This is a genomic window from Nonomuraea sp. NPDC048901 (assembly GCF_040649695.1).
Classification (GTDB): domain Bacteria; phylum Actinomycetota; class Actinomycetes; order Streptosporangiales; family Streptosporangiaceae; genus Nonomuraea.
The window spans coordinates 147,847-156,767 of record NZ_JBEZFW010000019.1 but is presented as its reverse complement, the minus strand read 5'-3'; the positions used below and the strand labels follow the sequence as shown (position 1 = coordinate 156,767).

At 69.1% G+C, this 8,921-nt stretch carries 13 protein-coding genes and 1 riboswitch; of the genes, 9 read left to right on the top strand and 4 right to left on the bottom strand.

The window, feature by feature from the left end:
* Positions 1 to 36: 36 nt before the first annotated feature.
* Positions 37 to 462: a hypothetical protein gene (locus AB0C30_RS46065; protein WP_357956191.1), complete on the bottom strand. Its 426-nt coding sequence runs from the start codon at positions 460 to 462 to the stop codon at positions 37 to 39.
* On the opposite strand from AB0C30_RS46065, the gene AB0C30_RS46060 reads away from it, so the two are divergent.
* The 3 genes from AB0C30_RS46060 to AB0C30_RS46050 are packed head-to-tail and all read left to right on the top strand — an operon-like array spanning position 440 to position 1,995.
* Positions 440 to 790: a hypothetical protein gene (locus AB0C30_RS46060; protein ID WP_357956189.1), complete on the top strand. Its 351-nt coding sequence runs from the start codon at positions 440 to 442 to the stop codon at positions 788 to 790. The two genes, AB0C30_RS46065 and AB0C30_RS46060, sit on opposite strands and share 23 nt — an antisense overlap.
* Positions 790 to 1,668, top strand: a complete 879-nt coding sequence (locus AB0C30_RS46055; protein ID WP_357956186.1) for a hypothetical protein — start codon at positions 790 to 792, stop codon at positions 1,666 to 1,668. The genes AB0C30_RS46060 and AB0C30_RS46055 overlap by 1 nt, the downstream gene beginning before the upstream one ends.
* 9 nt (positions 1,669 to 1,677) lie before the next feature.
* On the top strand, positions 1,678 to 1,995 hold the full coding sequence (locus AB0C30_RS46050; protein WP_357956184.1) for a YbaB/EbfC family nucleoid-associated protein: 318 nt from the start codon (positions 1,678 to 1,680) through the stop codon (positions 1,993 to 1,995).
* A gap of 10 nt (positions 1,996 to 2,005) precedes the next feature.
* On the opposite strand, the gene AB0C30_RS46045 is transcribed toward AB0C30_RS46050, so the two are convergent.
* Together AB0C30_RS46045 and AB0C30_RS46040 are read right to left on the bottom strand one after the other, a co-directional pair.
* Entirely contained in the window at positions 2,006 to 2,392 is a 387-nt protein-coding gene (locus tag AB0C30_RS46045) for a nuclear transport factor 2 family protein (RefSeq protein ID WP_357956182.1), read from the bottom strand.
* Positions 2,393 to 2,394: 2 nt separating this feature from the next.
* Positions 2,395 to 3,207 (bottom strand): glucose 1-dehydrogenase, encoded by an 813-nt coding sequence (locus tag AB0C30_RS46040; protein WP_357956180.1) that lies wholly within the window; start codon positions 3,205 to 3,207, stop codon positions 2,395 to 2,397.
* 67 nt (positions 3,208 to 3,274) lie between these two features.
* Here AB0C30_RS46040 and AB0C30_RS46035 point away from each other — a divergent pair, with 67 nt between their 5' ends.
* The 3 genes from AB0C30_RS46035 (at position 3,275) to AB0C30_RS46025 (ending at position 5,354) form a co-directional block, all read left to right on the top strand.
* Positions 3,275 to 3,703 carry a MarR family winged helix-turn-helix transcriptional regulator gene (locus AB0C30_RS46035; protein ID WP_357956179.1) on the top strand — a complete coding sequence of 143 codons (429 nt, stop codon included), beginning with the start codon at positions 3,275 to 3,277 and terminating at the stop codon, positions 3,701 to 3,703.
* 94 nt (positions 3,704 to 3,797) lie between these two features.
* Positions 3,798 to 4,454 (top strand): CDGSH iron-sulfur domain-containing protein, encoded by a 657-nt coding sequence (locus tag AB0C30_RS46030; RefSeq protein ID WP_357956176.1) that lies wholly within the window; start codon positions 3,798 to 3,800, stop codon positions 4,452 to 4,454.
* Between the two features lie 42 nt (positions 4,455 to 4,496).
* Positions 4,497 to 5,354 (top strand): aldo/keto reductase, encoded by an 858-nt coding sequence (locus tag AB0C30_RS46025; protein WP_357956173.1) that lies wholly within the window; start codon positions 4,497 to 4,499, stop codon positions 5,352 to 5,354.
* 17 nt (positions 5,355 to 5,371) lie between these two features.
* On the opposite strand, the gene AB0C30_RS46020 is transcribed toward AB0C30_RS46025, so the two are convergent.
* Positions 5,372 to 5,908: a PadR family transcriptional regulator gene (locus tag AB0C30_RS46020; RefSeq protein ID WP_357956171.1), complete on the bottom strand. Its 537-nt coding sequence runs from the start codon at positions 5,906 to 5,908 to the stop codon at positions 5,372 to 5,374.
* A 56-nt stretch (positions 5,909 to 5,964) separates the two neighbouring features.
* On the opposite strand from AB0C30_RS46020, the gene AB0C30_RS46015 reads away from it, so the two are divergent.
* From AB0C30_RS46015 to AB0C30_RS46005, 3 genes are all read left to right on the top strand, one after another.
* The gene (locus tag AB0C30_RS46015) at positions 5,965 to 7,413 is read left to right on the top strand and encodes an MDR family MFS transporter (protein WP_357956169.1); all 1,449 of its coding nucleotides are present in this window, start codon (positions 5,965 to 5,967) and stop codon (positions 7,411 to 7,413) included.
* Between the two features lie 47 nt (positions 7,414 to 7,460).
* Positions 7,461 to 7,661: a DUF5302 domain-containing protein gene (locus AB0C30_RS46010; protein WP_357644044.1), complete on the top strand. Its 201-nt coding sequence runs from the start codon at positions 7,461 to 7,463 to the stop codon at positions 7,659 to 7,661.
* A gap of 165 nt (positions 7,662 to 7,826) precedes the next feature.
* Positions 7,827 to 7,961, top strand: a riboswitch (cyclic di-AMP (ydaO/yuaA leader).
* 180 nt (positions 7,962 to 8,141) lie between these two features.
* Positions 8,142 to 8,900, top strand: coding sequence for a hypothetical protein (locus tag AB0C30_RS46005; RefSeq protein WP_357956164.1), 759 nt, complete (start codon positions 8,142 to 8,144; stop codon positions 8,898 to 8,900).
* Positions 8,901 to 8,921 lie beyond the last annotated feature (21 nt).

The window sequence follows — 8,921 nt, the reverse complement described above, 5'->3', positions numbered from 1 at the left end:
AGTAATTTTCTGTCACTAGCGTGCTTATGTCGCGAATTAACGTATTTGTAATGGGGGAAGGTAAATGGCGGATTCGACTGAGGAGCCCAGTCCCACGGGCACCCCCACCCCGTCGGACACTCCCACCGCGACACCCACGCCCACGGACTCCCCGGCACCCACGCCCACGGATACACCCACGCCCACCCCGACCCCGTCGGACACGGCGACCCCGACCCCGACCCCGTCGGACACACCCACCCCGACCCCGTCGGACACGGCGACCCCGACTCCGTCGGACACCCCTTCCCCATCGGGCACCCCCACGCCATCGAGCCCGCCGTCCAGCACCCCTCCGGACGCGTCGAGCCCCACGCCGACGCCCACCCCCTCGTACACCCCGACCCCGACCCCGACCCCGCCCCCGACGCCCGGCGGGCCGCCGGGCGCGTCGGGCCAGGTGCAGATCGACTGGAACTCCATTCGCGAGCTGGCCGGACTCTTCGACAAGCTGGGCGACGACGTCGTGGAGCGCCGGCTGAACTCCTGGAAGCTGGGAAGCACCTCCGGCCTCGTCGGCGGCGACGAGGAGGGTATCGATTGGGCCGAGTGGTACCACGCCGGTTACGCCGCCCTGACCCATCACATGGACGCCATCGCCGAGAAGAACTTCACAGCGGCCGGCAATCTGCGCAGCCTCGAGAAACTCTGGGACTACCTGGAGCAGGACATCATCGCGTCCCTGCCCGCGGCCCTGGACCTCCCTGACGCGCCGATCCCCGTGACGCCGCCGGCCAGGGAAGGTGCCTGATGTTCGATCCGTTCCAGGCGCTCGCCTGGTTCGCCGACGTACACGTGCCCGTGGCCGACGTGTCCAACCTGCGGGCGCGCGCGACGGAGCTGCGCGAGTTCGCCAAGGCGATCGGCACGCTCGCGCAGCACACGGAGAGCGGGGTCGCGGGCGTGCTCAAGACGAACGACAGCCGGTCGGTCGACCGCTTCGCGGACGTGTGGCCCGACCAGCTCGCCCCTCGCTACGCCGCCATGCGGGCGGCGCTGAACGAGCTGGCCGACGGCTGCGACGACTACGCCGACGCGGTGGAGGAACACCGGGAACAGCTCAAGATCATCGGCACCCAGCTGGCCGCCATGGCGTTCACCATGATGTTCGGCTATCTCTACCCGGCGGCCAGGATCGCGGCCGAGGGCGTGTTCAAGTGGCTCGTGGCGCGGGCCAGGCTGGAGAAGACGATCTTCCAGAAGCTGATGAAGACCATCCTGGCCGCGAAGGTGGGCAAGTTCAACGTGGGCACGTACGCGGTGCGCGAAGGACTCGACGCCGTGGCCGACTCGGTCGTGTGGGCCACAGTGAAGACCGGCGTGCACGCGGCGAGCTCCGCCGCCACCGGCCAGCCGATGGGCAACCTGTGGGAGTACGCGGGCAAGCACTTCGTCGCCGAACTGGCCTATGACGGCGGTATCAAGGCCCTGCGCGACGTACGCAAGTTCATCCCGGCCACCAGATTCACCGAGACCATGCTCGGCACCGGTCCCATGGGCAACTTCTTCCGGCGGACCACGTCGGCGGCGACCCTCTACGCGCTGGTCGCCAACGGGGACATGTCCGTCCAGGGATCGCTCCGATCCGCTTTGGCGCACGCCCCCCGGGCGTTCATCCTCCACCGATAAGGAGCCGGCATGACCATACCCAGGAGCGGCGATCCGGAGATCGACCGGGCGCTGGCGCAGCTCGCGGTACAGACGGCTCAGTTCGAGGAAGTGGGGCGCCGACTGGAGTCGGCCAGGGGGCGCGGTGTGGCGGCGGACGGGCAGGTGACGGTCGAGGTCCTGCCCAGCGGCGGGCTGGCGAGCGTGCACATCGCGCCGCGAGCGATGCGGCTGGGCTCCGAGGCGCTGTGCGAGGCCCTCATGGAGGCGGCCCGGCAGGCCGAGGAGGACGTGACCGCCCAGACCTTCGCCGCCACCCAGGCCCTCTTCGAGGAGCCCGGCCGCTGACGTCGCGGGGTCAGGGGCGGGCCGGCGGCGCCGCGATCGGGCTGTAGTGGAGGCTCGCCAGCAGGCGCCGGTCCCCGTCCTTGACCGAGATCTGGGTGACGCGGAAGCGTCCGTCGGCCGGTGTGCCCTGGTACGCGGCGCGCTGCGCCAGCACGCCGATGGCCACCGCCGTGTCGCCGTATTCCCGTACGGTGACGTCCGCCCAGCTCATCTCGTGCGTGACCATGCCGCCACCGCGGTAGCGCGCCAGCCACTGGTCCTTGTTCAGGATGAAGCCGAGCGGCCCCACCAGGGTGAAGTCGGGCACGGCGAGCGCGTCGAGCGCTGCGGTGTCGCCGCGGCGCTCGGCCTCCATCCACTGCCTGCTGAGTTCGTCGAGTCGCTGGTCGATGGTCATGATCAGATCTCCTGTCTCTCCATAGGCTGGCCCTGGCGGTACATGCGCGGGGGCTTGTTGCCCGCCGCCTGCCCGCCGTCGATGGGCAAGGTCACTCCGGTGATGAACGACGACTGGTCGGAGCAGAGCCACACGACCGCCGCGGCCACCTCTTCCGACCGGCCGATGCGCCGCATGGGCGTCGACAGCCCGGCCAGGCGCTGCGCCTCCTCGCCCGCCGCCTCCAGGTGATGGGTGAGGATCGGGCCGGGGGCGACCACGTTGACCCTGATGCCCTGGTCGGCGTAGTCGAGCGCGGCCACCTTCGTCAGTCCGATGATCCCGGCCTTGCCCGCCACGTACGCGCTCAGGCCCGAGTGGCCCTGGAGCCCGGCGAGCGAGGCCATGTTGACGATCGACCCGCCACCCGAGGCGAGCATGGCCCGGATCTGGTACTTCATGCCGAGGAAGGTGCCGCGCACGTTCGTGCGAATGCCCCGGTCGAACTCGTCGGGATCGATGTCGGCCAGCGGCGCGGGCATCGGCCCGTCGGTGGCGTTGTTGAAGGCCGCGTCCAGCCGGCCGAAGGTTTCCAGCGCCCGCTGGACCAGCCGCTCGCTCGACGCCGCGTCACCGACGTCAAGGGATACGGCCAGCGCTTGCCCGCCGTCGAAGCGGATGTCCGCGGCGACCTGTTCGACCGCCTGCGTGTCGCGGGCGCCGAGCACCACGGCGGCGCCGGCCTGGGCCAGGGCGCGAGCGGTGACGGCACCGATGCCGCGGCTGGCCCCCGCCACGACCGCGACCTTGCCATTGAGGGAAGGGTTTGGCTGCATGCCCTTGACGATAGATATCGAAGCATTAGATGTCAAACGATTAGATGTCACTGCTAAACTTGGCGGCATGATGCCACCCTTCCGGCCACCGATCGGCCTGCTGCTCACCAACACCGCCAGGACCGTGAGCCGGGCCTTCGACGACGCGCTCGCCTCCGTCGGCGGGTCGGCCCCGGTCTGGCAGATCCTCATCTCGATCAAGTCCCGGCAACTGGGCAACCAGCGCGAGCTCGCCGAGGCGGTGGGCATCCAGGGGGCGACGCTGACCCACCACCTCAACGCGATGGAGAGCGGCGGCCTGCTGACCCGCCGCCGGGACCCCGCCAACCGGCGCGTCCACGTGGTCGAGCTGACCGAGGAGGGGGAGCGGTTGTTCCACCGGCTGCGTGAGGTGGCGATGGCCTTCGACACCCGCCTGCGCGTGGGCCTCAGCGAGGAGCAGACCGCCTCGTTCGAGGAGATTCTCGCCCAGCTGGCGCAGAACATCCGCGACTAGACAGGCGGCCAGACCGGCCTCGGCCTGCGGGTTTCGGCCGATGCCTGCCGGGAAGCATGGTCCACGGCCCCCCGCCCGCGGGAGGTGGAGACGTATGCGCATCGAGGTGACGCCTGACGGTCCCTACGTGGTGACCGGATCGGTCCCCATGGCCAGGCAGGTCATCGGCGGCGACGCGATGGGCCAGTCGACGAAGTGGGTCCAGGGCGAGGAATATCCGGTCGCGGAGTCGTACGAGCTCTGCCGCTGCGGCCGTTCGCAGAACAAGCCCTACTGCGACGGCAGCCACGAGCGGGTCCGGTTCGACGGCACGGAGACCGCCTCGCAGCGGTCATACCTGGGGCAGGCGGAGGAGCAGGCCGGGCCCGAGCTGGCGCTCACCGACGCGCCCGCGTTCTGTGCCTTCGCCCGCTTCTGCGATGCGGACGGGCAGGTATGGAAGCTCCTCAAGATCCCCGGACAGGGCGAGACCGCCGCGCGACAGGCCGCGCACTGCCCGTCGGGCCGGCTCACCGCCTGGGCGTCTCGCGCGCCGATCGAGCCCGAGTTGCCGCCGTCCATCGGCATCGTCGAGGACGAGGTGGCGGGCGTGGGCGGGCCGATCTGGGTACGCGGCGGCATTCCGGTCACCTCGGCCGACGGCCAGGACTACGAGGTACGCAACCGGGTCACGCTCTGCAGGTGCGGAAGCTCGAGGAACAAGCCGTTCTGCGATGGCTCGCACGTGACCATCCGCTTTGCCGGCGCCTGACCCCGGTTCGACCTGACTCCGCGGCATGAGGAGGATGGGTTCATGAACACACGATCTATTGGCCAGGCCCATGTCGGCGCCATCGGGCTCGGCGCCATGCCCATGTCCGTAGCGGGGCACATGCCCGACGAAGCCCAGTCGATCAAGACCATCCACGCGGCGCTCGACGCGGGAGTCACCCTCATCGACACCGCCGACGCCTACACACCGTCGGCCGACCAGGTGGGTCACAACGAGCGGATCGTGGCCAAGGCCCTGGCGAGCTGGAGCGGCGACACCGGCGACGTGCTCGTGGCCACCAAGGGCGGCCACACTCGCATAGAGGGTGGCGGGTGGCAGGTCAATGGCCGGCCGGACTACCTGGCCGAGGCGTGCGAGCGCTCCTTGAAGGCGCTGGGGGTGGAGGCGATCGGGCTCTATCAGCATCACCGGCCCGACCCCGCCGTGCCGTACGAGGAGACGCTCGGCGGCCTGCGCGACCTGCTCGACGCGGGGAAGATCCGGATGGCGGGCATCTCCAACGCCAATCCGGAGCAGATCAGGCTCGCCCACGAGATCCTGGGCGGGCGGCTGGCCAGTGTGCAGAACGAGTACTCGCCGAAGTTCCGGACCAGCGAGCCGGAGATCGACGTGTGCGCGGAGCTCGGGGTGGCGTTCCTGCCGTGGTCGCCGCTGGGCGGCATCAGCTCGGCGTCCGAGCTCGGCGGCAAGCACACGGCGTTCGGCACGGTGGCGGCGGCGCGGGGCGTGTCGCCGCAGCAGGTCTGCCTGGCCTGGGAGCTGGCGCGCAGCCCGGTGGTGATCCCCATCCCGGGGGCCAGCAGGCCGGAGAGCATCATCGACTCGGCCGCCGCGGCCGACCTCGTCCTCACCGCCGAGGAGCTGTCCCTGCTTTCTTAGCTGGACGCTTCTTAGATCTATAGCAAGTGGGCTGGGGCCGGCTGGTCGGCCGGCTCCAGCCCGCGCAGCTCGGCCAGGGTCTCATCGGCCCAGGCGAGCGCCGAACGGCCCTGTGTGAGGCCGAGGTTGAGCGCGTACCGGCCGAGCCTCGATCCGTCCTCGGGTTTGCACTCCAGGACGGCCAGCCGCTGCTGGAACCCCGCCCTGATGCGCTCGACCACCGCGATGGCCGACTCCCTGTCGAGCAGCGGAAGCAGGAACGCCTGGAGGGCCACCTCGCTGCGTATCGCACCGACCGGTTCGTGCTCGACCAGCCAGGAGCGCACCTGCTCCGCGCCCTCGGGCGTGATCGCGTACATCTTCCGTCCGCGCGCCCCCTCCGACTCGACCGCCACCAGCCCGTCGGCGGCCATCTTCACCAGCTCCGGGTAGATCTGCGTGTGCCCGGCCTGCCAGACGTGATTGAGCGACCGCTCGAAGGATTTCGCCAGGTCGTAGCCGCTGGCCGGCCCCTTGGCGTCGAGGAGCCCGAGCAGCGCGATCCGTAGGGACATGTCGGCAAGCATAGCAAAGGGTTGACATGTCAATCCTTACATGTCACTCTCCACACGTGAATACTGACACGAAGCGCAGAGGCGATGGCCTCCTGCTGGTCGCCGTGCTCGGCGGCATGTTCTTAGGAATGCTCGACCAGACGATCGTCGGTACGGCCCTGCCGCGGATCATCACGGAACTGGGCGGCGTCGATCTCTACACCTGGGTCGTCACGGCCTACCTGCTGACCTCGACCGTGACCGTGCCCCTCTATGGAAGGCTGTCGGACCAGCACGGCAGGAAGCCGCTGCTGCTGATCGGCATGTCCGTGTTCCTCCTGGGGTCGGCGCTATGCGGGGTGGCGCAGGACATGACGCAGCTCATCCTGTTCCGCGCGTTGCAGGGCTTGGGCGCGGGCGCGCTGCTGCCGCTGTCGATCGCCCTGGTGCTCGAACTGTTCCCGCCGGAGAAGGGCGGAGCCCGGGTGCAGGGCGCGATGGGCGGAGTGATGGCGCTCAGCTACCTCGCCGGGCCGTTCCTGGGCGGGCTCTTCACCGACCACGCGAGCTGGCGCTGGGCCTTTTATGTGAACGTGCCGATCGGCCTGGTGCTGATCGCGATCATCGTGCTGCGCCTGCCGCGCCGGCCGGGACATGGCGGCGGGCGGCCCGACTACCTGGGAATCGGGGTCTTCACAGTTGGCATTAGCTCGCTGCTCATCGGCCTGACCGAGAAGGGGCTCGACGGCCACACCTGGACCAGCGTGCCGGTGATCGGGCCGATCGCGCTGGCTCTGGTGTCGCTCGTGGTGTTCGTGGTGGTGGAGATGCGGGCCGAGGCGCCCATCATGCCCCTGCACCTGTTTCGGAACCGTACGTACACGCTGGTCAACGTGACCTCCTTCTTCACCGCCTTCTGCATGTTCGCCGGCGTGGTGTTCCTGCCGCGCTACTTCCAGGAGGCGCTCGGCGCCAGCGCCACCGAGTCGGGGCTGCGGATCTACCCGCTGACCCTGGCCATGGTGGTGGGCAGCATGGTCGTGGGCGCGCTGATCAGCCGGACGCGCGTCTACAAGCCGTGGCTGGTGGCGGCGCCGTTCCTGCTGGTCGTGGGCACGCTGTTGTGCGCCGGTCTGACGCTGGACACGCCGCCCTGGGTGCTCGTCGGGTGGATGGCGCTGATCGGCCTCGGCATGGGCCCGATGCTCTCCGGCCTGACCGTGGCCGTGTCGAACTCGGTGCCGCCCCAGTACATGGGTACGGCCTCGGCCAACCTGACGTTCTTCCGCCAGATCGGCGGCTCGGTCGCCCTGGCCCTGGCCGGCACCGCCTACACCTCCGTCATCGCCACCGAGGCGCCGCTGCACGGACTGGCCGCCGCGCACGCCTCGGCCGCGGCCCTGGTCATCCCCTCGCTGGGGGTCGCGGGCGCCCTCGTGGCGCTGGTCGCCCTGATCGCCATGCCCGGTGTGCGGATCGACCGGGAAACCCCACAGCCCAAGGTCGAGGCCAGTTTCGCGTCCTGAGCGCCGTCATGCGAAGCTGTCCTTGTCCCCAACACCAGGAGGTCCTCATGGCGGAAACACCGGAGCCGGAAGTCGACGAAACTCCCGAGGACGAGATGAAGCGCAAGTTCCGCGAGGCGCTGGAGCGCAAGCGTAACCAGCATGCTGACTCGAGCGCGGGTGGCAGGGGCAACGACCCTTCCAAGATTCACGGCGCTCACGGGCCCGCCGCCAGCAAGCGTTCTTTCAGGCGGAAGAGCGGCGGTTGACCTGAGCTTTTCTGGGGGTACGGCATGCCGTACCCCCCTTTTTTCTTGACCCTCTAGGTAGATCTTCGCCCGTTTCATGGGCTTATGTTTGCCTTTGTCCGGTTCGGTACCTATAGTTCATGGAGTTACCAGCCGGTGACTTTGGGGCTTCAACAGGGGAGTACCAACCGGCAGGCGCCGAATCCCGCTCGCGGGAACCGGGGAACCAACGTTCCTTAGGGGTGAATCCGACCTCGGTCGGTAGGGCATCTCCACGTCCGAACCCGTCAGCTAACCCGGTAGGCGAGATGGAGAGGACACCTACCGCATGCGTAACCCCCGCGTCGTGCCGCCAGCCCGCGTGTTGTCGTCCGCAGACTGACCGGCGCCTTCCCCCCGCTCTTCCACGCTCCGCGTAGCGACCGTTTGGCGTCTTGCCCGGCTACGCCCACCTTTCACGAGCGCGATCCCCTTTTCCCGTATAAAGGACTTCACTGCTTCATGTCTGTTCGCTCTGCTATGCTCACCGCCGCCCTCGTAGGCGCGATCTCCATCAGCGCAGGCACCGCCGCACACGCCGACACCGGCAACGACAAGAAGGTCCTGCTCAAGGGCAAGACCACCGCGTCCTACTTCTGGGACGACTCCTCCGGCCGCGCCGGGGACACCGGGCTGCCGGCCAGCGGCAAGCCCATGCAGAAGGGGCTCGCCGCCAGCCCGAGCTGGCCGCTCATGACCGAGGGTTACGTCGTCTACAAGGGCAAGAAGATGCCCTTCTTCGTCGGCGACCGCGGTCCGGGCGTGCCGTCCTCCAGCGGCGTCATGCTCGACCTCGACGCCAAGACTTTCGCCGCCCTGACCGGTGGCCGCTTCAACTCCAGCACGCTGGGCGTGGACGGCAACGGTGGCGCGGGCCACATCAAGATCGACTACGTCATCACCAAGTGGGGTAGCGGTCCGGGCAAGAAGAACTACCCGCAGCCCTTCTCGACCGGTGCGTACGCCGTCGTGGACCGCAACCCCGCCAAGCCCCCGAAGATCGTGGCCGAGGGCGACAAGCCCGCCGCGGTCAAGCCCGCTCCCGCCAAGGCCGTGCCGGTGGCCGCCAAGAAGGCCGACAAGGCTGAGGAGAAGGTCGCTGACAAGAAGGTCGTCGAATCGAACGCCATCGGTGGCGCCGCCGCGGCGGTCGCGCTGGCGATGTTCGGCGGTGGCGTGACGGTCGGCCGCGACCGGATCCGCAAGCTCGTCCGGCGCTGACAACCGTCAGGTCCGAAGACG